17 protein-coding genes are annotated in these 25,963 nt (G+C 61.2%); 14 read left to right on the top strand and 3 right to left on the bottom strand.

What is annotated here, in order from left to right:
- Nucleotides 1–211 precede the first annotated feature (211 nt).
- Entirely contained in the window at nucleotides 212–892 is a 681-nt protein-coding gene (locus AC1DMG_RS05625) for a hypothetical protein (protein ID WP_441611356.1), read from the bottom strand.
- 912 nt (nucleotides 893–1,804) lie between these two features.
- On the opposite strand from AC1DMG_RS05625, the gene AC1DMG_RS05620 reads away from it, so the two are divergent.
- Nucleotides 1,805–6,157, top strand: a complete 4,353-nt coding sequence (locus AC1DMG_RS05620) for a hypothetical protein (RefSeq protein WP_441602076.1) — start codon at nucleotides 1,805–1,807, stop codon at nucleotides 6,155–6,157.
- Between the two features lie 32 nt (nucleotides 6,158–6,189).
- Nucleotides 6,190–10,902, top strand: a complete 4,713-nt coding sequence (locus AC1DMG_RS05615) for a hypothetical protein (protein ID WP_441602075.1) — start codon at nucleotides 6,190–6,192, stop codon at nucleotides 10,900–10,902.
- Between the two features lie 104 nt (nucleotides 10,903–11,006).
- On the opposite strand, the gene AC1DMG_RS05610 is transcribed toward AC1DMG_RS05615, so the two are convergent.
- Complete coding sequence (locus AC1DMG_RS05610; protein WP_441602074.1) at nucleotides 11,007–11,639, bottom strand: TetR/AcrR family transcriptional regulator; 633 nt, start codon at nucleotides 11,637–11,639, stop codon at nucleotides 11,007–11,009.
- Nucleotides 11,640–11,783: 144 nt separating this feature from the next.
- On the opposite strand from AC1DMG_RS05610, the gene AC1DMG_RS05605 reads away from it, so the two are divergent.
- The 6 genes from AC1DMG_RS05605 (at nucleotide 11,784) to AC1DMG_RS05580 (ending at nucleotide 17,169) form a co-directional block, all read left to right on the top strand.
- The gene (locus tag AC1DMG_RS05605) at nucleotides 11,784–12,671 is read left to right on the top strand and encodes an alpha/beta fold hydrolase (RefSeq protein ID WP_441602073.1); all 888 of its coding nucleotides are present in this window, start codon (nucleotides 11,784–11,786) and stop codon (nucleotides 12,669–12,671) included.
- Nucleotides 12,661–13,473 (top strand): SDR family NAD(P)-dependent oxidoreductase, encoded by an 813-nt coding sequence (locus tag AC1DMG_RS05600; RefSeq protein WP_441602072.1) that lies wholly within the window; start codon nucleotides 12,661–12,663, stop codon nucleotides 13,471–13,473. Before AC1DMG_RS05605 ends, AC1DMG_RS05600 begins: the two co-directional genes overlap by 11 nt.
- Before the next feature lie 51 nt (nucleotides 13,474–13,524).
- Entirely contained in the window at nucleotides 13,525–13,899 is a 375-nt protein-coding gene (locus AC1DMG_RS05595) for a hypothetical protein (RefSeq protein ID WP_441602071.1), read from the top strand.
- A gap of 252 nt (nucleotides 13,900–14,151) precedes the next feature.
- Complete coding sequence (locus AC1DMG_RS05590) at nucleotides 14,152–16,023, top strand: PAS domain-containing sensor histidine kinase (protein ID WP_441602070.1); 1,872 nt, start codon at nucleotides 14,152–14,154, stop codon at nucleotides 16,021–16,023.
- 97 nt (nucleotides 16,024–16,120) lie between these two features.
- Nucleotides 16,121–16,489, top strand: a complete 369-nt coding sequence (locus AC1DMG_RS05585; protein WP_441602069.1) for a response regulator — start codon at nucleotides 16,121–16,123, stop codon at nucleotides 16,487–16,489.
- A gap of 44 nt (nucleotides 16,490–16,533) precedes the next feature.
- Complete coding sequence (locus AC1DMG_RS05580) at nucleotides 16,534–17,169, top strand: response regulator transcription factor (RefSeq protein WP_441602068.1); 636 nt, start codon at nucleotides 16,534–16,536, stop codon at nucleotides 17,167–17,169.
- A gap of 87 nt (nucleotides 17,170–17,256) precedes the next feature.
- Here AC1DMG_RS05580 and AC1DMG_RS05575 read toward each other — a convergent pair whose 3' ends face one another.
- A complete protein-coding gene (locus tag AC1DMG_RS05575; RefSeq protein WP_441602140.1) occupies nucleotides 17,257–18,078 on the bottom strand; it encodes an alpha/beta fold hydrolase in 822 nt (273 codons plus the stop codon).
- Nucleotides 18,079–18,388: 310 nt separating this feature from the next.
- Here AC1DMG_RS05575 and AC1DMG_RS05570 point away from each other — a divergent pair, with 310 nt between their 5' ends.
- From AC1DMG_RS05570 to AC1DMG_RS05545, 6 genes are all read left to right on the top strand, one after another.
- Nucleotides 18,389–19,417, top strand: coding sequence for an alpha/beta hydrolase (locus AC1DMG_RS05570; protein ID WP_441611360.1), 1,029 nt, complete (start codon nucleotides 18,389–18,391; stop codon nucleotides 19,415–19,417).
- Between the two features lie 189 nt (nucleotides 19,418–19,606).
- The gene (locus tag AC1DMG_RS05565) at nucleotides 19,607–22,411 is read left to right on the top strand and encodes a helix-turn-helix transcriptional regulator (protein ID WP_441611362.1); all 2,805 of its coding nucleotides are present in this window, start codon (nucleotides 19,607–19,609) and stop codon (nucleotides 22,409–22,411) included.
- Nucleotides 22,412–22,507: 96 nt separating this feature from the next.
- Nucleotides 22,508–23,542, top strand: a complete 1,035-nt coding sequence (locus AC1DMG_RS05560; protein ID WP_441602065.1) for an alpha/beta hydrolase — start codon at nucleotides 22,508–22,510, stop codon at nucleotides 23,540–23,542.
- A 365-nt stretch (nucleotides 23,543–23,907) separates the two neighbouring features.
- Nucleotides 23,908–24,438: a sigma-70 family RNA polymerase sigma factor gene (locus AC1DMG_RS05555; protein ID WP_441602064.1), complete on the top strand. Its 531-nt coding sequence runs from the start codon at nucleotides 23,908–23,910 to the stop codon at nucleotides 24,436–24,438.
- 540 nt (nucleotides 24,439–24,978) lie between these two features.
- Nucleotides 24,979–25,545, top strand: a complete 567-nt coding sequence (locus AC1DMG_RS05550; protein WP_441602063.1) for an RNA polymerase sigma factor — start codon at nucleotides 24,979–24,981, stop codon at nucleotides 25,543–25,545.
- A 274-nt stretch (nucleotides 25,546–25,819) separates the two neighbouring features.
- A partial coding sequence (locus AC1DMG_RS05545; protein ID WP_477180132.1) for a helix-turn-helix domain-containing protein occupies nucleotides 25,820–25,963 on the top strand: 144 nt, incomplete at its 3' end.

Genomic DNA, 25,963 nt, shown 5'->3' with positions numbered 1-25,963 from the left:
AGGAACGTAGCCTGGTCAGGTTACTCGGTCTGCCGGGGGCGTAAATAACCAGAAAGAGAGATCCGCAAATGCGAGGGGCAACATGGGTAGTGGCATCCATGCCGCTGGCTGATTTCAAAGACGGCTGAACGAAATCGACGATTGAAACGGGGATCAGGTTGAGTTCCTCACTGCCCTTCGATCGCGGAACTTAAGCTGACCCCGTTCCTGGTCAGGCGAGGCCGGACAGTCCGTAATTGAAGATCCGCTGTCCTGCTTCTTCTGCTGCATGCTTCAGCGTCGCGACCTCGCTCAAGCGAGCCGCTCGAATCAGCGTTGCGCCCAACACGAGCGATTCCTCTGGACGAGGCGGGCGGGGTTCGCCCGGGTCGTGAGGTTTCGGCAGACCTGGAAGCGGGATGACGGTGCCGCACCAGTCCTCAGAAAACTGGCGCAGCAGACTGGCACCCTGCTCACCACCGGCCTCACGCGCGCGCCGCAGCGCGACGAATGCCAAGGCTCTCGCAAATCCAATTCCACCAGCCTTCGGGGGCAGTGGCTGAGGATTGAGCGCTACAAGATCGCTCAATAACCCGCCGCCATGCCAGTTGGGATGAGGTCTCTTACCCCCGGCGGTGAGTTCATTGTCGAAAAGGCCGTTCAACCCCGCCAGTGCGGCAAGGATCGCCCTGAGAGGTGGCCCCGGATGTGGCCCCACGGGACTGTTCTTCCACCAGTCATCGTCCTCCGTGCTTGCTGCTCTGCGCCAGGGTTCGGGATGTGGCCCCTCGTTGAGCGCATCCCTGATCCATGGTCCCCACGGCCCGACCGGACCGGGATCATCCGGGTTGGGATAGAACGCATCGGTCAGGCGATTGACCAGCGCAATCAATCGAATGTCATTTGCTTCCATTGACGTTCTCCAGAGAATTATCAGGACGTTCTGCCAGACGGCTATCCCATTTCCTTGCGCATTCGAGATCGCCGCTCGATCCAGCGCGCTCCACCGTGCCGTGCCAGCAGGCAACGGGGAACGCGAGTGCTCACGCATCCGCATTTGGGGCGACCGTGAAAGCCGGGCAGGAGACATTCACGAATACCATTCGTCATCTTCTGTACGCGCTCCACGGGCACGTGACACTGCCATATCAGCGACGTCGGAGTAATCCGTGAAACTACGCGCTTTACTTAGGATGAAAGGCATAGACAAATCCGCGACCGACGTTGAGGCATGCAGCTGCAACTTCGATAAATCAAAGCTGGCCACATCGCGTCGCCACACCGTCGAATACGCGGCGCCAGTCGCTTTTTGAGCTGCCGAGGCTCAAGCATTGCCTTGCAAGAGCCGATGCAAATCACGAACGTTTAGCCGTCCGTGTTTGTTCGGCATCAGATACTGCCGCGATGCTATGGGCTTGCGTCTCCGCCAGCCCTGACTTCAAAGTTCGACGCCACCTTAACCTCGGCTACCGTAGGCTCTTGCGCCGGGGTGTTCGCGGGGGCGCTGTTCGCTTTCGGTCCCGCTGGGGTACGCAGCCGACATCGGCTGTCGCGAAGTGGATTCGTTTGGAATGACTGGCTTGGTTTGCTGACTTGGTCGGCACGGTTTCGTGTTGCCTGAACCACGGTCCGCCGTAATGCCGGTCCATACCATCTGGCGTGGGAGATTGGGCGGGGAACACTGGGAAGCCGTGATCGAACGGCTAGGCAGACATGAACCGATGCACGTCCCGCATGGCGTGCGTGGGGAACGTTTGCGGTGCGCTCCGATGCCTATGAATGATCTTCCGTTCCGATGGGAGTCTTTCACGACGGAGGGACGGTCATGCCCAGCAAGACGCGACGCGGCGCCACCATCCAGCGCGACCTGGCCGAGTTGGCCAACGATCCGCGATTTGTCGCCGGCTTCGAGCGCGCGCAGCTCAAGCGCGTGGAACCCATCGTGGGCGGCATCGCCGCGATCGTGGATATCGGGCAATCGGTGATCCGCTCCGATGACTTCCTTTCGATCAATTTCTCGTTGATCAACCTGGACGTGGTCGCGCCCGATGGACACGGCCCGGCCACGCTCAAGGCGAGACAGGGCAAGACTGGCTACATCGTGCTGCGCTTTGCGCCGCAATCGATCTCGGAAGAGGTGTATTACCAGGCGCCCACCGGCAGCATCAAGGACAGGGACCCCCAGTGCCCGCCGACTTCGCCTCCTGCGAACATGGCCGGCGAGCCGCCGCGTTTCCCGCCCATTCCTTCGCGCATTGCCAACGGCAGCCGCGCCGTGTTCCGCTACGACGCCAAGCTGCTGGCCGATGCCAACATGCTGCCGGTGCCTTACACCTTGCAAGGCATACTTGAAGCCTGCCTGCATCTTCCCCTGAGCATCACCGCGAATGCGGCCCGTGGTCCTGCGCGGCGCATCGTGGTCGGTCCACTCACCGGTGTGCTCCAGAAACGCCAGCGCGCCGCTTTCGCCGCGCTCACGCCGGGTCAACAGGCACGCACACTCGCCACGACGCTGCGCAACCTGCGCATTGTGCAGAACGGGGGACCGGAAGGCCTGCATCTGCTGTTGCGTCGCGCCGAACTGCGTGCCGACCAGCTCGCCGTGCCCGCCGAACAAGCTGGCACGGAGGTCCTCGAACCAGGCAGGCCGGTGGCCGGCACGGTTCGGCCCGCTGCGCATCAATCGCTGCACAGCGCATCTGCCATGGCGCTGTATGGCGTGGTCGGATCGGCGGGTCTGGAGGTCACGAAGATACCTCCGTCCTGGTATTTACTTCCGCCCATCCCTAGCCTGCCCACCGCCACGCAAACATCGCTGGAGCTGCCGTATCGGCTGATTCTTTCGCCTAATGAGACCGGCCGCTTCGTGCATGCCATCACTTCGCAGACCTTCACTCCGACGGGCTGCACGCCGCTCTGGCATACGCGGCTGGGCTGCCTGGACGGCACGACCGGCGTCTTCAAGGAAGGCCCGAACAGCGGCACGCAAGTGCGCGCCATATGGGCACGCTTCGGGCCGCAATCGGTGCCGTCCACATTTGATCCCGGCATTCCCAAACCCACCACCACGCCCGCGCCGAACGCGGTTCCGTTCCGCATGACGCTGGACGACCGCGACCGCTTCAACATCGTCCACGAGTCGAGCAACTTCCGTATCTCAGACGGCAACCAGGAACCCATCGAATGCCATCGGCTGATGCTGTCTGCGCTTGGCGGCTGGCTGGATGCACGCGGTGCGTGGAAGGTGCCGCACGGACTGTCGGTGGAAGAATGGGTGCACCAGGCAACGCAAGCGCGCGACCACTACGTGAAGGTGGTCTACAAAGGCTACCTCTGCCCGTTTGGTCATCAGGTCTCGCTGGTAAAAGTGAGCGAGCGCAAGTTCCATCACGACCGACCCGGCAATCCTGCTTATCTGCGCCAGCGAACCTTCATCATCGTGCGCGAGCCGGTGCACAGCTATCCCACGATGACGATTCCATCGAGCGATGCCCTCCCCGGCGTCGCCGACTCCGCCTATACGCGGTATTTCCATCGCCAATTTCCCTTTAGCCAGATCCGTTGCCTCACCCATGTCACGCCTGATCTGCAGAATCCGGGCGGCAAGGACGTTGATGACAAGGACATGCAGATGTTCTGGCCTTGCGTCGATAAGGACACGCCGTTCCGGTTTCGCTTTGTGGGCACCGACTTGGATGGCAAGCACGTCGCATTCGAGATGCCGGGCATCTTCATCGACAACTCACTGGCCAATCCGTCGCCCGACGGCGATCGCAGCGACGCAGAAACGAACTTCGATAAAGTCCAGGCCGACTGGTACACCGACGACAATAAGCCATGGCGCAAGGCGACTACGCACCGGCAACGTGTCTGCATGGCGCCCAGCCAGAAGCACGGCGACACGTCCTGCGAACTGGAGGAGATCGAGTTCGGCATGGAGGTGCGTCAACTGCGCCATGATCCGGCGACGCGTACCGGGCCGCTGACCTATCCCTCGATCCAGCAGGCCACCGCCTTCATCCCCTCGCTCACCTACCTCACCGGCGGCACGACCGGCAGTGAGCTCCACTGGAACAAGCAGTATGCCGCGCGTCGAAACGACTTCGACAAAGGCGAAGTGTTTGCCGATATCAAAAATGGCCCTGACCTGGACTTCACCAGCAAGGGCGACCGTTCGGGCGGTTTCGTGCAACCCAACTTGCGTCCCTCCGGCATGTCACGCCTCGCCGGTCCCTTCGCGGGCGATGTCGCCGCCTTCAACAGCGGGGCCTTCGATGGCTCGCAAGCCTTCAGCGCCATCGTCAACCCCGTGCTGTTCGGCTGCATACCGCTGGGCGAATTGCTCAACCTGGTGAACATCGATACGGACGGCATCGACAGGCTGCCGAAGTTCGTCTCCGAAGCGGCTGACGCGTTGCAAGACTTCATCGGCGCCCTGGGCAACACCAACGACCTGCTCGGTCAGCTCGAGGGCATGGCCTCATCGGCCGCGCAGTCGGCGCTGGAGCAGGCCATCGACCTGGCCTTCAAACAGATCAAGCCGCAGATCCAGGCGCTCGATGCCACCACCGCCACCCTGGCCGGCAAGCTCGATCAGGCCGCGGGCGCGGGCAAAGGCCTGATCAACGCGATCAAGGCGGCCGATGCATTCAAGCCGCCAGCGAGCGGACTCACCACCGCGCTCAACAACATGCAGGGCGAGCTGGGCAATTTGCTGGCGGCAGTAAACCTGCGCATCACCCAGTTGCCAGGCAGCGGACTTTCCACCGCCGTGCAGAATGTCGTGCAGCAACAGCTCGTACCGATACGCACTCGCGTCGCGCAAATCCAGGCGCTAGTCGATGACATCAGGCGCATTCCGGCCATGGTGGGTCCCGCTGAGGCACTGTTCAACGCGGTGTCCAAGTTGCTTGTTCAGCCCGAGCAATTGCCCGACCTGCTGGCGAACACGACTGATCTGAAGAACAACATCGACGCCGTGGGCAACGCGTTGACGGACTTCCAGGCGGCGTTCGACAAGATCAACCTCTTCGCCGGCGGCGTGCGCGGGACCGTCGACAGGATCGCCATCACGCTGCGCTCAATCACCGATAAAGCGGCGGACATCACGCAGTTGCTTTCCTCGCTGCTTGGCGACGAGATCACCGTGCGTTTTGACTGGCACCCCATCATAAAGCCCTGGCCTGAGCCGTCCAACACGCTGTACGGCCCGCTGGGTACGCTGTTCCAGCCGCGCGACAAGGATGCCTTCATCGTGGCGGTCGAGGCCAAGGTGAAGAAGAGCACCGGCGAGGCGCATGTGAAGGTGCTCTGCGGCCTGCGCGCTTTCGACCTGATCCTGTTGGGCGAGAAGCTGGGCTTCATGAAGCTCGCGTTCGAGAAGATCGAGTTCCGCGCGGATTCCTCGGCCAAGATGGACGTGGACGTGAAGTTCGACGGCATCCACTTCATCGGGCCATTGAAGTTCGTCGAAACATTGAAGGACCTGATTCCGCTGGATGGCTTTTCCGATCCGCCGTCGCTGGACATTTCACCGAAAGGCATCGACGCGAGCTTCTCGATGGCCCTGCCGAACCTGGCCGTCGGTGTGCTCAACCTGAGCAATCTCAGTCTGGGCGCTGGCTTCACGGTGCCCTTCATCGGCCAGCCGTTGTCGGTGCGCTTCAACTTCTGCACACGCGAACAACCGTTCTGCCTCACCGTCTCGATGTTCGGTGGTGGCGGTTTCTTCGGCATCACCATCGATCCGCACGGCGTGCAATTGATGGAGGCGGCCTTTGAGTTTGGCGCCGCCATCGCGGTGGACTTCGGCGTGGCTTCCGGCGGCGTGCATGTGATGGCCGGCATCTACTTCCGCATGGAAAAGGATGCCTGTCAGCTGGCGGGCTACTTCCGCCTGGGCGGCAATGTGAGCGTGCTGGGCATCATCTCGGTGTCGATCGAGCTTTACCTGGCGCTGAGCTACGACAGCGGCACCGGCAAGGCCAAGGGCGAGGCCACGCTGACCATCGCGGTGAGCCTGTTCATGTTCTCGGTCAGCGCAGCCATCCACTGCGAGCGCAGCTTTGCCGGTTCCAACGGCGATCCATCGTTTGCCGCATTGATGGGGCCGGAAGCCGGGCCCGTCACCGACGACTCGAAGTATCCCTGGCACGACTACGTCGACGCTTTCGCCTGAGCGAAAGGAACCACGCTCGCAAGGAGACGATCATGGCGGAAAAACTGGTCTGGACCGTGCTGCCCAACGGCTTCGACAAGCAGGGCCACCTGCGCGTGTCCATCGTGCTTTCACCCAGGCTTACCCCGGATCCGGACAGTGGCAATGCGCAGGCGCTGCTGTCGGGCTATCCGGATTTCCTGGACTGGCCCGCAACGCTGGCACAGCTCGGCTTTTGGCTGAAGACAGATGGCGCGACGTTCGATCTCAAGGTCGACCAAGTCGCCGACAGCGTCAGCTGGAAGAAGCTGTTCACGCCAGACATGGGCGTGGCGCCGTTCGTGTACACGGACATGAGCCAGCACAACCTCCATTCCTTTCCGGTGCGCCACGTCGTGCGTTTCCTGAAGGACCACTACGGCGACCTCGCCGCACAGCAGGGGCTGGATCGCCCCGCCCTGTTCCCCATTGGCCGCAGTCCGTTCAAGCCGATGATCACCCAGGCGGCCGGCGGCGAACGCTGGGGCCGGCGCAAGTACGACAACCGCCGACCCAATGGCATCGGCGACTTGCTGGCGAACAGCGACATCGACCAGCGAGTGCGTGGCGAATACTTCGGCAAACACAGCAAATATGTACCGGAACAGATCGTCGGCATCGACGGCCGCCTCACCGCCAACAAGAAGCACACACCAACGCGTGCACTACCGGGCGATCTACCCCCGGGCCTCAAGAACCTGTTCGGCAAGAGCACGCCGGCTTACGCGCTTTACCAAGCGAACCGGTTCTATTCGCGGGAAGAGACGCCGCCGACCTACGTGCCTTATCCCGATCCCACCGTGACCAGGCAAGCCATACCCACGCCGAAATACGACTTCCACAAGGTGGTGGGTTCGTTCGGTGATGCGCCGAAGTTGATGCGCACGCTCGGCCTGGTCATCGATGCCACCGTGGTCGGCGCGGAACCACTCATCGAACAGGGGCGTGCCAGCCCCGCCGGCATCGCCGGCACCATGCAGCTGGTGGTCAAGCACCGTGGACACAGCACCGCCGAGGACTCCACGCCACGCACGGCCTGGCACCTGACCGGCAGGCGCTTCATCGTGCGCAGCCGCACGACCACCGATGTCACGGACGGATTCCTGGCGCTGGCCGGCGCGATGGAAGTAGCGCGCTCGGATGACGCCAAGGGCGCCGACAGCAGGTCACCCTTCAGCCTGATCCAGGTCGATGCCGACGGTTCAGCGATCAAGACGGTGAACTTCGTCAACAGCACGCTCACCCACCTGCAGAACACGCCTGATCCGGACGACGACGACCCTCTGGGCAAACCGGCAGGGATCGCGTACACCACCAACAACAACCAGGAGGCCACGCCTGCGCTGCGCTCGGCCGGCATCACCGTGACGCGCCACAACCGCGCTACCGACCTGGCAGCGGACCTCGCTGCGCATTCGCTCAAGAACGATGCACTGGACGACGCCGGCCAGTCCGCGAACGTGCTGCTCTACGCCGAAGATGTGCTGCGCGGCTTCCGCGTGGATGTGCGGGAGAAGCGCACTGGCCAGTGGCGCTCGCTGTGCGCCCGCATCGCCAAGTATCGGGTCACCAAGGACCAATCGAAGCTCATCGATGACGTGCCGGACGAAGGTTGCGTGCAAGGGCCTTCGACCACCACCCAGGCCGCGCCGAAAGACGTGGACAACAACAAGGACACCCAGGATCACTACCTGCACGAGGCACTGTTCAAGTGGGCTGGCTGGAGCCTGGTCGCGCCACGTCCCGGCAAGCGCATCGTGCCCATCAACGAACACGGCCTGATCCAGGAAGAAACCGTGCAGGCGCACGCCGATGCCGATGCCGCCGACGGCGCGTCGCCCGTGCTGACGGTGACGGAGTCGCGACAGGGCACGCTGCCGCGCCTTCGCTTCGGCGATACCTATCGCTTGCGCGCGCGCACGGTCGACCTCGCCGGCAACAGCCTGGAGTTGGACGACAAGTCGATTTCCGATCTGGAGCAGGCCAGCGAAGAAATCACCTATCGCCGCCTGGAACCCGTGGACCCGCCGGTACTCTCGCTGCACGGCCGCGTGTCGGAAGGCGAGTCGTTGGAGCGGGCCGTGATCCGCTCCGATGTGGTGGCGACGGACGCGGGCTACCAGAGCCTGTCCACCAGCCAGTACATCGCGCAAGGTCCCTATGCGCTAAACGATCCACTGGTGAGCGGTTTCGCATACGTCGATGTCAATCTCCGTCACGTGGTGCCGCCGAAAACCTCGCAGACGCTGGCCGAGCAGCACGGCTGCTTCGACGACGCCTTCGATGCACCCGCCGGCCCCGGCAAGAACGCCGCCATCCACCAGGCCTTCGACCTGATCGCCAAGCGCGAGGCCGGCACCCTGTATGACGGCGGGGCAGCAGTGAAGATCATCACGCCCGCCATCGATGGCGCGTCCAAAGAACAAGCGCTGGCGCAGTCACCACCCGAAGGCTTCCGACTGCAGCCGGGCGAATACGTCGTGCACACCGAAGATCGCCTGGCCACGCCTTACCTGCCTGACCCCACGGCAGCGGCCGTCGTACTTCGCGGCGTGCCGGGCATCGTCGCGCCGGTGGTGATCGACGCCGCCGACAACGTGCACGCCGACTACATTCCACTCACCCAGGAACTCGTGCTCTACGTGCCATTGAAAGGCACCTGGCCTGACATCGATGGATTCCGCATCGCCATCATCGAACTGGCCGAACAGATCGACGCGGCGCCATGCACAGACACCGTCGACGCCACGCATGCCCTTCCGACCTGGGACAGCGCCAAACGCACGCTGACGATCTTCCTGCGCAAAGGCGAGATTGCACCCGTGCGCTACTCCACCGGCATCCGCGTGGACCATATCCTCAAGATGGGATTGCCCGCATGGACCAGCACGCCGCTGGGCGGTGTCTGGGCGGCCATACTCGGTATCTGCGGCGCCAACTGGACGATGACGCCCGATCGCACGCTCACCCTCGTGCATGCCACCCAGCATCCGGTGTGCGAGCCGACCTTCCTCACCATCCATACCAAACGCGAAACGGGCGCCACGTGGCTCGACTTCCAGGGTGAAACCTTCGTGCGCTATCACGCGCGCAGCACCGGTCAACTCGAAGTGATGGCCGACTGGATGGAGTGGATCGACGACCCGGCCGCAGGCAAGCCGTACCGCAAGCACGTCACGGCGCGGCTCAAGCCCGTGCGCATCGAGCAGCCCGGCATCGACACCAGCGAGCCCACCAGGTCGGACTTCGGACTCCTGGGACCCTTGCCCGACAGCGGCACGGTTCGCCCGCATGTGCGCCACGATTTCGGCGACCAGAAGTTCCGCTTCGTACGCTACAGCCTGCTGGCGACAACGCGCTTTCGCGAATACCTGCCGCCATCGATCACGGCTGACCCGGCACAGGTGACGCGGCAAGGGCAGCCCTGTTTGCGCGATGCGCTCGCGCTGCCTGCGAACTATCACGACGACACCGTTGAAGCGACCGACGTGGCATGCGGCGCGCCCTTGCTCCTATCGAACGTTGCGCCGCAGGGATACATCGTCCCCGCCTCGGGCCGGCCCAAACCGCCGCACCTGGTCTACATCATGCCTACGCAACACTGGTCCGACGCGGAGGTCGGCGGTGTGCATCGCGTGGTACGCGACGGCGGCACCTTGCGCATCTATCTGGAGCGCCCCTGGTTCACCTCCGGCGATGGCGAGCTATTGGGCGTCGTCGTGATCTCGGGCAGCAATCCCCAACAACTGTGCCACCTGACCGAGCCGAGCGAAGCTTTCGTCAGCCAATGGGGACAGGACCCGTTGTTCGACTCCACGTTGCCACACGGCACGCTGACCGCCGCCGCGTTTCCCAACGCCGTCTACACGCAAACCGAGCGTCTTCCCGAAGCCAATCAAGACATGCTGATTGCCGGGCACCGCGTCTACTTCGATGCGGAGCGCAACGAGTGGTTTGCCGAAGTGCGCATCGACGCCGGCGACAGCTACATGCCCTTCGTTCGCCTGTGCCTCGTGCGCTATCAACCCAACGCGAACCATGACGTACGCTTGTCGACCGTCGTGGTCGCGCCCTATGCGCAACTCCTGCCGCGCCGTCGCATCGACGTATCCAAAGCGCGCGATGCGTATACGTTCAAGGTGTATGGCCCGGTGCCCACGCAAGGCGCGGGCTCCACCGCCGCCATGTATCCGGGCGTGTCGTCCCTGCTAAGTGAATACTTTGGCCCCGGACCCGGCCACAACCGCATCGAAGTCGTGCTGCAATGGCAGAACACGACCTTCGAAACCGACCTCGACTGGTTCGACGTACCCAACCAGACCCACCCCAGCGCCGACGCCACCCCCCAACAAGCGGTGCTCGGCCTGCTCGACCAGATCGGCGCCACCATGCTGACGAGCTTTGCCCAAGATCAACACGTCGCAACGACGACACCCGCGCCTAGCCGGGAAGCGGCGACAGCAAACGTTGCGCAAACAGCAAAGATCACCCACCTCACCCCAGAGCTGATCGCACAACTGGTCTCACTCGACACCTGCGTCTGGGTCGGCCGTATCAGCGTACCCGCCAACCTCCAAGGCAAACGCCTGCGCCTGATGCTGCGCGAATACGAACGGCATCTGTCCGACCAGGAAGTCGTCGTCCAGCCGTTTCCGTTCCATCAGCCCAAGGTGGTTGAGCGCCTGGTCTTTGCGCGGGAGTTTCCGTTGGCGCCTGCCATCACCTGACCCTACGATGCATTGTGGGGCGGCCAAATCGACGGCCCTATCCTGTCATGTCCGCCATGGATCGGAGACTGACATGAGTGCGCGCAACCGCCGCCCTGCCGTGCTCAGGATGGCTCAGGAGATGCACCGATTCCGCGCAAAATTCGCTGCACAACTTCGGCGCCTATGCGTTCGACTTCCCCCTGTGCCGGAGCTACGTTGCCCACTCTCAGCGCCGCCGCACCATGGACGGTGCTCCAAGTGAACAACAGATCGCCTGGTGATGGTGGCAGCGCCATCACGCCGGTTTCGTGCAGCCCTTGCAGTGCCGCCGGCAGATACGAGTAGCTGGTCGGTTTGCCCGTTTGCAATGCGTTGGCACGGGTTTGCACCGCATACGTACCAAAGATCAGGCGCCACATGGCCGGCTGATCGTCGGCGAAGCGCAGATACGCCACGCCCAAGCGGTGCAGGCGTGCAATCGCCTCCGGGCCATCTGCCGGCGGGGTGTGGAGATCGAATGCGTCAGCAAAGCGCTCCTGGAGCTGGGCGATGCCGATGGCAGCAAGCTCCGCCAGCAAAGCTTCGCGGCTGGCGAAGTGCCGGTACACCGCCGCGCCACTGACGCCCAGTCCCGAGGCGAGCTCGCGTAAAGAGATGTGCTCGATGTCAGCCGCCTTTCCTGCGGCCTCAAGCAGGGCCCGTCGCAGGTCTCCGTGGTGATACCGCCCTCCGGCAGGATCGGAGGGCTTAGTCATGGCTGAATGTTAACGCTGTTGACATCGGTAGTTTTGCGGTCTAAGTTAACGGTCATAACATTGATCCTTCGATGCCAGCGGCCATCCGATTTCGAAGCACGTCCTGACGCAATAACCCCATCCCCATCCAGCGATGGTCGCCCCATGACGCCTCCCAAACCCCATTCAATCAAGGTCTGGTCGATACCGACCAGTCTCAGTCAGTTAGCGGTCTACGATACCGGCATACCGGGCGGCGCGGGCGCCTCTTCGGAGGTGCTGGTCCTGTGGCCGTCGGTTCTGGCCGACCACCGGATCTACGATGCGCAGGTGGCCGCCCTGCGGGAATGCCATCGACTGATCCTCATCGACGGCCCCGGTCATGGCGCCAGCGGCCCATCGGCTGGCGGCTTCAGCATGGCGCAATGCGCGGATGCCTTGAAGCAGGTGCTGGACGTACTCCAGATCGTCAAGCCTGTCGTTTGCATTGGCACGTCCTGGGGCGGCCTCGTTGCGGGTGAGTTTGCGCTAAACCATCCCGAGCGCACTCGCGCCGTCGTCATGCTGAACACTCCTGTCTTCAAGACCCGTGCGCGCTGGCGCGATAGCTTCGTCAGTTGGGGCGCACGCTGGCTGAAATTTACCAAGGTATACGTACAGGGTGTGGCCGATGCTTATTTTATGCCCGAGACGCGAAAGCGCGAGTCCGCCCTGATGGAAGGATTCCGCGAACATATCCGGCGGGCCGACGGCAGGGCGCTGTCGCAGGCCGTTCGTTCGGTACTGCTGGAAAGAGACGATCTCTCGTCGCGTCTGAAGAACATTGCTGCGCCAACGCTTTTCGTCGCCGGAACGCACGATGCCATGTACCCGGTGGACGATCTTCGCCATGCGGCCGCTCAGTTGACGCGCGGCCGCTTCATCGAGCTGCCAACGGCCCATCTCTCGGTAGTCGACGCTCCCGCTGAAACCACGCGAGCCATCGATTCGTTCTTGAACGAGCTGAACCTCACGAGCCCCTTAAGGCTCAGGGAGCTGAAGCTTGAAGAATGAACGGCAAGTTGTACTGGTCACCGGCGGCACGCGGGGCATCGGTGCAGCGATCGCCTCGCAGCTCCGTGGACGGGGGCATCGCGTGTACGTGACCCAGCGCGCGCCGGTTGAGCGCGGGCCGCAGGGCAGCCCCGAGGTGCTGAGTCTGGACATTACCAGCGCGGCCTCGGTCGAGGCTTGTGTGCAAGAACTGCTGCGGCGTGAGGGTCACATCGATGCGCTGATCAACAATGCCGGCTACGACCTGTTCGGTGCCGTGCTGGAGACCCAGTGGCACGAATTCATGGATCAGCTGGACACGAACTTTCTCGGCGCGGTGCGCATGGTCCAGGCCGTCTTGCCGCACATGCTGGAACGCCGCTCGGGGCGCATCATCAACATCAGCTCGATCGGAGGTGAGATTGGCCTTCCGATGAACGCGGCTTACTCAGCCAGCAAGTTTGCCCTCGAGGGCTACACCGAATCGCTGCGCCATGAGCTGATGCCTCTTGGCCTCTATGCCTGCACTGTCAGCCCGAGCCCGGTGGCCACTGGCTCGCTCGAGCAGTCGATTCGAGAAGTCAGTGCGGCTGACAATCCGTTCGCTCACAGGCGAGCCCAGTTGGTTAGCCGCATGCGCCGCGACGGCCTTGCGAGTCGCACTCGGCCCGAGCATGTGGCGGCCGCTGTCGTGCAAGCCATCCAAGCCCGAGTGCCGGCGCCGCGTTACCGGGTAGGCTCGCTCGCGCGCTGGATCCCTCGCCTGAAAGGCTGGCTGCCCGACTCGCTGTTTGAGCGATTCATGCGCCGCACCTTTCCCTGATCTGCAAGTCCGTTCGTACAAGCCTCTGGGCGTGACTGTTGGAGAATCACCGTGATCGTCGACCACATTCGCATCATTCTATGGGTCAGCGGCGCGTTTACCCTGCTGCCGATCATTGTCTTTCTGCTTCCAGCACAGGGGCCAAGACTCCTCTTCGGAATCGAAGCACCCGAAGGGGCCGGTGGGCTGCTCACGCGACATTGGAGCTTGCTGGCGCCGAGCCTGGGAGCGTTACTGATCTATGCCGCGTGGCACCCGGAACTTCGCGTTCCGCTGATGTTGGCTGCAGGCATCGAGAAAGCTGGGCTCATCGGCTTGATCGTGGCGAGCTGGAAAAAACCGTACGTGACCCGCATGCGACCCATTGCCGCTTTCGACCTGGCCATCGTGTTGGTCTACGCCATCTATCTCTGCCGCGAACTTTGATTGACCACCCAAACCCGATCGGTTTAAGGAGAAACACACACAAAGGAGTACGGCTTACTTATCGACCGGCTTGATTCGCAGTGCGCGCTTGACCGCGTGTTACGACCCACCGCTTGCGTAGACGGTTAGGCACTCGACATGACCCGAAGCAGACAGCATTCGATTGGAGTCCAGAGGAGCGGCGATCCAACATCTACCGCCGAGCTGTTCATTCATTATGCTATCGCAGGTCAGCTTTCTCGAGAGTCTCGTATGAAAAGCCAGCTGCGGGTCATTGGGGCCGTTGCCCTGTCACTCGCCGTCTTCATGGTCGACGCATTTACGACGGTAAACGGCGCTATAGCTGTCGTCTACATCGTGGCAATTCTCCTGGTTGCCCCCTTGGGCTTACGAGCCATCATCGCGGCGGCGGCCGCCGCCGTGGTGTTCACGCTTCTGGCGTTCGTCCTGCAACACGGTGACAAGCTCAACAGTAGCGCGCTGATCCGCCTTGGCGTTTGCATCGTCGCCATCTCCTTGACGACAGTCCTGATCCTCCGGGACCGAGCCACCCGCACATCACTGGTTGAGCAGGCCAGGATTCTCGAGCTATCACACGACACGGTCATCATCAGGGACAAGAATGACGTCATCGTCTATTGGAACGACGGCGCCGAGAAACTGTACGGTTGGATGCGGAGCGAGGCGGTCGGCAAGCACTGTGAGAGCTTGCTCAAGTGCCAGTTCTCCTCGGAAGAAGTCCAGGCCGCCTTTGATCTGGAAGGCCACTGGACTGGTGAATTGATTCGTACGCGCCGCGATGGTGCGTCGCTTACCCTCGCGAGTCGCTGGCTCCAGCGTAAGGACGATGCGGGAAAGCCTGTTGGCGTCATTGAGTCCAGTGCAGATGTCACAGCGCAGTTGAAGCATGACGAAGCACGACGTGCGTCGGAACAACGCTATCGGACCATATTCGAGACTGCAGGCTTTGCTACCTGGGAGTCCAATTGGTTGGAATCCAAACGCGTTCTCGACCAATACACGGGCGACGTACGTCATTTGGAAGATTGGCTGTTGGCCAATCCCGAAATCACTCAAGCTGCCATCCGGGGAGCCATTATCCGCAACGCGAACCCCGCCGCGGTACGGCTATTCCATGCAGACAGCAACGAAACACTCTCAGGTACAAATCTGTGTGGCCGGTATCTACCCGATAGTTTCCCCGCCATCGCACAGCTACTTGCAACGTTGCTTAGAGGCGAACGCGGGGCAGAGAACGAAGTCCGCTTGAAAACGCTGACAGGGGACGTTGTCGACGTGGTCCTTCGCGTCAATATTCTTCCCGACTCACACGACTGGACACATGTCTTGGTCATGGCTTTCGACGTCACCGAACAGAATCTATCGCGTGCCCGGATCGAACAGACGTCGGCCGAGCTGGCTCATGCCGCCCGCGTCTCGCTGCTAGGGCAGCTCTCTGCATCCATCGCGCACGAAGTCAATCAACCACTCACAGCGATCCTCAACTACGCCCGCTCGGGCGAACGCTGGCTGTCGAGGGAAGATCCCGATCTGGTTGAAGTTTCTTCGAGTCTTCAGCGCATCGTGACCAACGGGAACCGGGCAGCGGAGGTGATCAAGCGAGTCAAGACGCTAGCCAGGAAGACCCTGACTCCCGCAGCAAGCTTTAGTCTCCCCGAGATCGTCGAGGACGCACTTGGACTCGTGCGGCATGACGCAAAGTTACAGGGCGTCAAGCTCAGGCAATCGTCGGACGGCCCTCTCCCCCTTGCTTTCGGTGACCGAGTTCAAGTGCAACAGGTTCTCGTGAACCTTATCGTCAACGGCCTCCACGCCATGCGAGATGTCGCCGATCGGAAGAAGGATTTGCGGATCTCTCTTGGCGTTGCACCTGAAGGGCTGCTTCGCGTCGAAGTACGGGATGTGGGTATGGGCTTTGCGCCGGAGGCCATTGGCAAGGTGTTCGATCCATTCTTCACGACCAAGGCCGAAGGYATGGGCATGGGCCTTTCCATCTGCCGCTCCATTATCGAAGCGCAAGGAGGGCACATCCAGGTGAACAACAATCAAGGGCCAGGCGCGACGGTAACCTTTACCGTCCCCGCGACTCCAGCAAACACATAGGCGAGGGTGCAACACCTATACATTCGGATGGTGGAGAACGGCATCCGAAACATGGAGAATGGCTCCGAAAGTCCCTGTACAGGGCATGGAGTTGTTCTTGAGCCAGGTTCATACCATCGGCGTTGTTGATGATGACGAGGATGTGAGGGATAGCATCGTCGCTGTCTTTCGCTCCGAGGGCATTGGCGTGTATGCCTTTTCAAGCGCAGAGTCCCTTCTGGCCTTCCCGCTGATCGATACGCTGGAGTGCCTGGTCACGGATCTTCACATGCCGGGAATTGATGGGTTCGGGCTAAGACGCGAACTGATGGACCAGGGAAAGCATTTGCCGGTAGTCATGATGACGGCATTCGCGACTCCCGAGGCGCGAGACATGGCAGATAGCCTCGGCATCGCGGAATTCCTTGAAAAGCCCGCCGATCCGGACGAGCTCTTGAAAGTAGTCAGGTCGCTTATCGCCAACTAGCAACACGTTCAATCGGCGGCTACCCAAACAGGTTGAGGCGCACCTTGGAAACTGCACTGATTTGCGTACTGGATGATGACCAAGACGTCAGGTCATCGTTGGAAAGCCTGCTGCGTTCCGCGGGATACAGCGTCCAGGGCTTTGCGACCCCCGAGGAATTCCTGGCGTGCGATGCGGCTGACACGGCCGTATGCCTGGTGCTCGACGTTCAGCTGGGCAGCGCCAACGGGCTGGATTTCCAGCAGGAGCTGGTCGAGGGTGACACGCCGATTCCTGTTATTTTGATCAGTGGTCACGGGGATATACCGATGACGGTACGCGCCATGCGCGCCGGCGCGGTCACCTTTCTATCCAAGCCTTTTGATGAGCATGAATTGCTCGCGGCGGTGCAAGAAGCAGCTACCCGGGCTCGGATCCGAAGAGCAGAGGTCGACGCCTTTGCTTCCGTTCGCGCGAAGTTCGATAGCCTCTCTGCCAGAGAGCGCGAAGTTTTTGGCCTGGTAACCTCAGGTCTTCTCAACAAGCAGATCGCTGGTCGCCTCAATCTGAGCGAGATCACGGTGAAGATTCACCGGGGAAACCTGATGCGAAAGATGCAGGCCGAATCGTTGGCTAACCTGGTGCGAATGGCGGAGGCTCTTGGCATTCGCGAGCCGGTCTCCCGCTACAAACGCGACTGAGCAAGCGGCGCACGCTCTTCACGGTCGACCAAATTCCCAAAAGCGAGTTCGACCCACCGGCGTCATCGCTGGCGGGTCGACCTTTGCTCACTCCCGAATAAACGCCAGCAGATCGCGATTGAGCTCATCCTCGCGAGTGATCGGCAAGCCGTGCGGTGCGCCGGCGTAGATCTTCAACCTCGCGTTGGGTACCAGCTCCGCGGAGCGCTTGCCGGCGGCATCGATGGGCACAATTTGATCGTCATCGCCGTGGATCACCAGGGTCGGTACCCGAATGCGCTTCAGATCGTCGGTGTAATCGACCTCCGAGAACTCGCGAATGCAGTCGTACTGTCCCTTGATGCTGCCCATCATGCCCTGCAGCCAGAATGACTGGCGAACGCCTTCGGAAACCTCTGCATGAGGGCGGTTGTACCCAAAGAAAGGCAGCGTCAGGTCGAGGTAGAACTGGGAGCGGTTCTTGAGCACGGATTGGCGAATACCGTCAAAGACCTCAAGCGGCGTGCCATTGGGGTTATTCGCAGACTTCACCATGATCGGTGGGACCGCGCTCACCAGTACGGCTTTGGCGACGCGGGCGGCGCCTTGGTTTGCCACATAGCGCGCAACTTCACCACCGCCTGTCGAATGGCCGATGAGTACCGCGTCGCGCACATCCAGATGATCCAGTAATTCCGCCAGGTCGGCCACGTACTGGTCCATGTTGTTGCCTTGCCAGGTCTGGTCGGAGCGTCCGTGGCCTCGACGATCGTGCGCAATCACCCGATAGCCATGGGTCGCCAGGAACTGCATCTGCGAGTCCCACGCGTCCGAAGAAAGCGGCCATCCATGGGAGAAAACAACGACCGGCCCCGTTCCCCAGTCCTTGTAAAAGAGATTGGTTCCGTCTGACGTCTTGAAGGTGCACATGATGATGCCTCGTGTGGTGATGGTGACCACGATGGTTGGGCATCAAGCATGAAATGCAAAGATGGCGAAGGCTCATACAAAGGTATGTAGATAGCCCACGCCAGACGCTTTGGTGCATTGAATAGTGCTTAAAAGCAGCGGTTCAAGGCGCAGCATATGCGCATCTCTTGGCTGACTCATACCTTGGCATGAATATCGTCAGCTCGATGGTGTTGCTTAGATGCGCTCGTCCTCGGCATCGACTGATGTCGCAGAAGACGAACCCATCTCGGAGTTTCTCCGAGTCTGTCACTCGCTCACGGAGAACACCATGAAGCGCATCAACGGCCTTTTGGCCCTCATCATCGGAGCAGCCGTCATGTCTCAGTCCGTTTCCGCCGAAGACTTCAAGAACAACACGCACCTCGATCCCACCGTCCGGTCGTTCCTCACCGAACTCAGCAAGAACCCCAGCCCGTTCTGGCAGCTTCCGCAGCCCAAGCCGCAGGAGATCCTGACTGCCCTGCAGAACCAGACGCCGGTCGATATGTCGGGCGTGACGACGACGGAACGGACCATCACGCAGGATGGTCAATCCGTGAAGATCTACATCATGAAGCCGGATCATGCTGCAGCTAACCCCGGCGTCCTGTTCTTCATCCATGGCGGCGTGTGGATCGTCGGCAACTTCGACAATCACAAGCGCTTGTTGCGCGATCTCGTCGTCAAGTCCGGCCAGGTCGGCGTTTTCGTCGAGTACACCCCGCTGCCGCAGGCAAAGTTTCCGACTCAGCTGGACGAGACCTATGCCGCTCTTGTGTGGGTCGCGGCGCATGGCAAAGAAATCGGCGCAGACGGCAGCCGCATCGCGGTGGCCGGCAACTCGGTCGGCGGCAACATGACCGCAGCCATTTCCCTGATGGCCAAGGATCGCAAGGGCCCGAAGATTGCCTATCAGGTGCTGCTGGTGCCTGCGACGGATGCCAGTGTCGATAGCGAGTCCTACAAGAAGTTCGCTGATGGCTATTTCTTGTCGCGTGCCTTCATGAAGTACGGCTGGGATCTGTATGCGCCGGACGCCAAGACGCGTGACAACCCGTACGTCTCGCCGCTGCGCGCGAGCAAGGAAGAGCTGACGGGTCTTCCGCCGGCACTCGTCATCACGGCGGAAAACGATCCGCTCCGTGACGAAGGTCAGGCCTACGCCCGCAAGCTGACGGATGCCGGTGTTCCGGTGGCGGCCGTGCAGTACAACGGTACGATCCACGACTTTGTTGCGCTCAACGCTCTGCGCAAAGTGCCGACGACCGAAGCGGCCCTTGACCAGATCGCTGACGGCATCCGCGAGCACCTGAACTGATCGGACGCGGAGCCACGAACTTCGTCGTACGATCTGCGCCCTCCGCCGTCATTCGACGCTGGAGGGCGCTTTTTTTTGGCAAGCGTGAGGTCGAACCCATCCAGAAGAAGTTGCTTCCCCAAATCTTGCGGATGGTAAGATGTGCATAACGCTGCGGAGTCTAGGCGTCGCGTCTGCGACGGTTGTGCGATGACCAACGGTCCGAAAAAGACGTACCCTGCTGTGCAGAAACAGCGCACGCGGGTCGCCCGGTCGCCGTCGCCTGTCTTGCAAGGCCGGGAGAAGGACATCGCCCTGATCGATCATCTGATCGACCGGATCGATCAAGGCGGATCGGCGCTTGTTATCAGCGGCGATGCAGGTATCGGGAAATCTGCGCTTCTGGAAATTGCCAGGCACCGAGCCAAAGAACGCGGCTTTACCGCACTGCATATGACCGGCGTTCTTGCCGAGGTCCATTTGCCGTATGCGGCACTTGAACTCGCCCTTCGTCCATTGAAGAAGCAGATCGCAAGCCTGGTACCTCGGCAGCGATCCGCATTGTTGTCTGCCTTTGGCATGCATGACGACGGGGGAGCGCCTGACCTCTTCCTGGTCGCACTCGCGACCTTATTTGTTCTGAGCGAAAGGGCCACCTCAACGCCCATCTTGTTCATTGCTGACGACGTCCAGTGGCTTGATCAGGCCACTTATGACGTCTTGTCGTTCATCTCGCGCAGACTCAGTTCAGACCCCATCATTCTCCTGGTGGCCATACGCGACGGTTTCGATCGCCCCTTCGGAGACACTGACACGTTGCGGCTCAGGCTTTCGGAACTGGACGGTACCGATGCCGGGCAGTTGCTGGACACACACGCCCCCGATCTGTCGCCTGATCTACGCAGACTGTTCCTCACGGAAGCCGCCGGCAATCCGCTGGCGCTGTTGGAGCTGCCTCGCGGCAAACGCCCAACAGACGCAGGCGACCCGGCATGGCTTCCGTTGACCGAGCGTTTGGAACGCGCCTTCTCGTCTCGCTTGCCCGATCTTCCCGATGCTACCCGCACGCTGTTGTTCGTGGCAGCGGAGAATGATGGAGCATCGCTCCAGGAAGTGCTGCGTGCCGGCGAAGTCGTGCTGGGTGAGCGGGTGGGAGTCGATGTCTTGGCACCGGCCATCGCCGCCAGACTTATCGAAGTTGACAGAACGGAGGTGCGGTTCCGGCATCCCCTCGTTCGTTCCGCCCTCCATCAGGTGGCCGATCTGGCAACGCGCCAACAGATTCACGCCGCACTTGCCGCGACCATTGAGGGGCAGCTGGATCGTCGGTTGTGGCACCGCGCGGCGGCCATCATCGGGCCGGATGACGAGCTCGCAGCCGAGCACGATCGCATGGCGGAGCGCGCCTTGCGGCGAGGTGCGGTTGCGATGGCGATCGAGGTCCTGGAGAACGCCGCACGACTGAGCACCAGTGCAAGGGCGAAAAGTGACAGGCTTCTGCGGGCCGCCGAACTTGCGGCAGACCTGGGTCAACCGCAAGTGTTGGAACGCCTGTTGCGCCTGGTCGACGTGGACGAGTCGGACAACCTCACGCCCGTGCGCATCAGTTGGTGTCGTGAGATCAGCAAGCCCCCGGCGGTTTATGACGCCGCGAAAGTCGCGACCCTGATTGGCTTCGCCGCACAGGCCGACGCCGCTGGCGCGAAGGACCTGGCCTGCAATCTCCTGTGGCGCGCTGCGCAACGCTGCTGGTGGAGCAGTGCGAGTGGAGAACTCCGGGCCAGCATTCTCGTTGCGGCAAACCGGCTGGGCTTGCCAGAGGAAGATCCACGCCTGACCGCCATATCTGCCTATGTCGAACCGCTCCGGCGTAGCCGCAGCGTGCTCAATGCGCTGCAAAAGCTCACGGCCATCGACCACAGCGATCCGGCGATCGCGAGGGTCATCGCGACCACTCCCAACATCATTGGCGCCTTCGATTTCAGCGTGAGCATGCTCGCCGAGTTCAGTGCTGCGCTGCGCGCTCAGGGCCGGCTCGGCGAGCTCGCCCGCGTGCTTTTTGCCCGCGGATGGGCCGAAATGGAAGTCGGCAACTGGGCGGGCGCGATGAGGGAGGCCGAAGAATCCGCACGCCTTGCCGAGGAGACAGGCGGAACCTTATGGGTGGCCGCGGCCACTATCCTGAAAGCCAAGCTTGTGGGAATGCAGGGGAACCTGGACGAATCCGAAGCGTTTGCCGCGCAAGCGGAACGTCTACTTTTACCGGTTGGCGCCGGTTTCTTGCGGGCGTTGTTGCAGATCGCGCGCGGTGCCTCTGCCATCGGAGCAGGCCAGCATTGGCTGGCCTACGAACAGCTGCAGCGCGTTTTTTCGCCGGCCGACCCGGCCTTCAATTCAGGCCTTGAGTTTTTTGCGTTGGCGTATTTCGCGGAGGCAGCCGTTTTTTCCGGCCATCCGGACGCGGCCCGGCGTGTGATCGACCAGATCGAGCTGGCATCGGCCCCGACCCCGATGCCATGGGTCGAAACGATGCTCCATTACAGCAAGGCGTTGCTCGCTGCGCCGGCCGAAGCCGAACATTGGTTCCTGCTGGGCCTCGGCCCGGCTGCGAAGAACTGGCCATTCTTGCGTGGACGCCTGCTCCTTGCCTACGGCGAATGGCTGCGGCGGCAGCGCAGGCCTGCGAATGCAAGGGCTCCCCTGCGTGAGGCCCGCGACATCTTCGACGCACTCGGCGCCGCTCCCTGGAGCCACCGCGCACGCGAGGAGCTGCGCGCTTCGGGTGAATCCAGCCGCCAACGAACGGAGCGCATCTGGGAGACGCTGACCCCGCAGGAACTCCACGTCGCGCAGCTCGCGGCCGAAGGGCTTTCGAACAAGGAGATAGGGATCAGGCTGTACCTGTCGCACCGGACGGTTGGATATCACCTGCACCGAATCTTTTCCAAGACCGGTATTACATCTCGGTCGATGCTAGGCCCCATGCTCGCCGGCGTTGAAAACCCGGCAGGTTGATGGCCAACCGGTCATCAGACTGGTCATTTGACAGAAGCGACCATCCCCCCTCCAGGACTAGCTTTTCGCCATCCAATTCTTGGATGGAGAACGACCATGAAGCGCGTCTTTTCGCTCGCAACACTAGCCCTGGGAGCAGTCCTCATGACACAAGCCGCCTTTGCGGAGCCCGATGCCGCAACCGACCCCCGGATCGACCCCCAAGTCCGCGCCTTCCTGCGCGAAATCAACAAAGACTCAAGTCCATTCTGGGAGCTCCCTCAACCCAAGCCGCAAGAGATCCTGACGGGTCTGCAGAACAAGACCCATGTCGACATGTCCGGGGTGACCACGACCGAGCAGACCATCACCCAGGACGGTCAGACGGTGAAGGTCTACATCATGAAGCCCCAGCAGGTGACCGGTAAGCCGGGCGTTCTGCTGTTCATCCATGGCGGTGTCTGGATCGTCGGCAACTTCCAGAACCATCAACGCCTACTGCGGGACTTGGTGGTGGGCTCCGGTCAGATCGGCGTCTTCGTCGAGTACACATCACTACCGGAAGCTCGCTTTCCCACTCAGCTCGATCAGTCCTACGCCGTGCTGAAATGGGTCGCTGCCCACGCGGAAGAGTTCGGCGCCGATGGCAGCCGGATCGCAGTGGCCGGCAACTCGGTGGGCGGTAACATGTCCGCAGCGCTGGCGCTCATGGCGAAAGACCGGCATGGACCCAAGATCAGCTATCAGGTGTTGATGATCCCGGCGACGGACGCCAGCGTGGATACCGCGTCTTATCGAGAGTTCGGCACGGGGCGGTTTCTGGCCCGCGCGTTCATGAAATACGGCTGGGATCTGTACGCGCCGGACAGCAAGACCCGCGACAATCCCTATGTATCGCCGCTGCGTGCCACTTTGCAGGAGTTGAATGGACTTCCGCCGGCCTTGGTCATCACCGCAGAGAACGATCCTTTGCGCGACGAAGGCGAAGCATATGCACGCAAGCTCAAGGAAGCCGGAGTCTCGGTGATCGCCACACGGTACAACGGAATGATCCATGACTTCGTCCTGCTCAACGGCCTCCAGGCCGATCCCGAGCCGCAGGCCGCGATCCGCCAGATGTCAGCCGAGATCAAGGCCCACTTGGCGCAGTGATGCAGGTCTGTGAAGCAGAAGGCGGCGCCTGGACGCCGCCTTCTTGCCTGCGCGACCAGTCGTGACTCCAATCAAGCATGGAGCGCTCAGGATGCATCGGAGTGTCCCACGCCGGGTGGTGCAATCACCGCAGGACAAGTTCAAACAGGACTTGTTGGACTTCGCCAAGGCGTCATCGAGAAAGGTCGCAGCAGGAGTAAGGCTTCTGCCCTTCTCATCTCTCGCAGCAAGTGCAATAGAAAACACCTGATCGCGGATTTCGTGCACAGGCGGTGCTCATCACATCGGTAACGCCACTCACCGGCCAAATGCGCCGGAGGGCTTTTGTTTCTACGGATATTTTCTACGTTGGTATCAGGCTACCCATGAATGCCCGTACATGCCCAAAGCAAGACACCGAAGCTAGCGACAGGCTACTTCTTGAGCGCATCGCCGATGGCGATCGGGACGCTTTGGCGACGCTCTATTACGGTTATTACGAGAGCCTATGTGCGTTCCTGTATCGCCTGACCCGACACGCGGAGATCATCGATGAGGTGATCAATGAATGCTTCTGGATCGTCTGGCAAAAGGCAGCAGGCTTTCGACAGGCATCACTCGTATCTACCTGGATTATGGGCATCGCCTATCGCGCGGGGCTGAAGGCTCTGCGTCGGCGTGGTGCCGAACCTGTCGACGGAGATAACGTCAATCAATATCTCATCCCTTCAACCGATCCCGAGGAAGTTCGCGAGTTGCGAGATGGGATCACCAAAGGCCTCACCCCACTTAAGCCCAACCAGCGTCTGGTCTTCGAGCCCGTTTACGGAATTGGTCACAGCCTCGATGACGTGGCCACGATCACGGGCGTACCTGTGGGTACTGTGGGAAATGGTGTCAGGGACAATTGGGCATAGCTCAACCCGCCCAAATGTCCACACACCATTCTTCAAAAGACTGACTTCGCGCCGATCGCCCTTCCACTGCTTTTCATCTGCATATCTGCCTGGCCTCCTGAATTGAATTTCCATGCAGGCGGCCTTGCTTGTCCGCAGGGCGCGACGTCGCGGCTAAAACAGCCGACCCGAAAAATGCGTGGAGAATCCGCGCCTGTATCGGCCGTCCATTCGGAATCTTTACTCGACTTTGGAGGCCTGATGCGAGGTACCCAAAACGGCAACGCATACATCTGACCATAGCCTGAGATGGTCGCGTGCGCTCGCCTCCATCATCAGAAATTGCTCTGCAGAAACACGAGGCGCCCGATATGCGACGGGCCCCACAAAAGCATGCTTTGTCTTGCTTATGACATCGCAAAAACATACGCGCATATCGCAAGATGCCGTGGGCTCACTCCCCTACCCCAGCCCATCAATACAAGTAGAGCCACATACCGGCCGATAGCGCCGACGGGCTTCTATTCCCCTGAATATTTCAATATGGGCGTTAGGTCACTCATGAAGACCCGTTCCCACCGAGAGCAGGACACCGAGGCCATGGACAGGCTGCTCCTTAAGCGCATCGCCGATGGCGATCGAGATGCGTTGGCGACGCTCTACTACAACTATCACGGGAGACTTTGTGAGTTTCTCTATCGCCTGACCCGACATGCAGAAATCATCGATGAGGTGATCAATGAATGCTTCTGGGTCGTCTGGCAAAAGGCATCGGAGTTTCGACAGGCGTCCCCTGTCTCCATCTCGATCATGGGCATCGCCTATCGCGCAGGGCTGAAGGCGCTACACCGACGTGGTGCCGAACTTATCGATGCAGATTGCTTCACTCAAGCTCTGACGCCGTCGCCCAACGCCGGGAAACATTGCCAGTTGCGGGATCGGATCACCCATGGTCTTGCCCGCCTCACCTCCGACCAGCGCTTGGTATTTGAGCTGGTTTACGGCGCAGGCCATAGTTTGGACGACATAGCCGCCATCACTGGCATACCTTTGTGCACCGTGAAGGCGCGCCTGTTCCAGGCCAAAGCCAGTTTGCGCAATGTCCTTCCCTTCCTGGCCGGCGATTGAAACCATGCCGCTCAAACCTGGCGTGAGTGGAAGAGAAGGATGCGATCCATTGCGCCCTTGCTGTTACTGGCCGATGTCCAAGATCCGTTTCGGGTTGCGGTTTCAGCCGGTCGTTGCAACGAATTGATGAAATCGTTCGGCCGGTGTTTCGAAGTTTAGAGTCTTTCTCTGTTGAGTTTCATCCAAAACTGAGCCACTTCCCGGGGTGATTTTCGTCGAATTTTGAGCCACCTCCTACCACCCTCCGCTCACGACACGAGCGGGAGTAACGGGAGTGATCGACGTGGCCCTATTGAGCGTAATCCGACGCTGGCACCTTCGCGACAAGATCTCGATCCGAGAGATCGCCCGACGCACGAAGCTGTCACGCAACACCATTGCCAAGTACCTGGCGAGCGGTGAGACCAGCCCGCACTAT

This window comes from Dyella sp. 01N36, from assembly GCF_056399745.1.
This window is presented reverse-complemented; position numbering and strand designations above follow the sequence as displayed.